Below are 567 nucleotides of genomic sequence, written 5' to 3'. Positions count from 1 at the left end.
AGCGCGGCGTCGTCCGGAACCGGGCCAGCAGGCGCTGGCAGAGCTCGTAGGCCTGGGCGTCGGTGGTGATCCAGCGCGAATAGATCGTCTTCGACCGGATATCGGCGCCACCGGCCTCGGCCTCGACGTCGGGCTCGACCCGCCCGCGCATCGAGCGGTAATTGTCGGGATCGTCCGATTTCGTGGGGTCCTCGGGGTTGTAATAGATGAAGACCCGGCTGATCCGCTCGTCGGGTTCGCGCGCCTGTGACAGCGAGCCCGCGACGACATGGTCGCTGTCGGAAAGGACGACGGTCGCGGCCTCGGGGCGCACCGCCTTCAGCATGATCCGCTGCGCGCGCTCGTCCCACCAGAGATTGAACGTGCCGTCGCGGACCAGCTCGCCCAGCAGCGTGTTGACCGCGGTCGGCTTGGGAACGGTGCGCGAGAAGGTGTAGCCGGTCAGATAGGTCTCGGCCTCGGCCTGCCAGGCGGCGGCGTCGATGAACTCGGCCGGAACTGGCGTGTGGTGTTCCAGCAGATCGCGGGCGATGTCCCAGGCGTCCATCAGCTCGTAGCGGCCGACCC

The 567-nt window shown here is 68.3% G+C and carries 1 protein-coding gene; it reads right to left on the bottom strand.

Features of this window, described 5'->3' with window-relative positions; genetic code table 11:
• Nucleotides 1-567, bottom strand: a 567-nt coding sequence (locus BYZ73_RS23210; protein ID WP_220086891.1) for a hypothetical protein, incomplete at both ends; no start/stop codon positions are given.

It is taken from the genome of Rhodovulum viride, assembly GCF_003265965.1.
GTDB classification, from domain to species: domain Bacteria; phylum Pseudomonadota; class Alphaproteobacteria; order Rhodobacterales; family Rhodobacteraceae; genus Rhodovulum; species Rhodovulum kholense.
The sequence above is the reverse complement of the archived record's forward strand: the minus strand, read 5'-3'. Positions and strand labels throughout refer to the sequence as shown.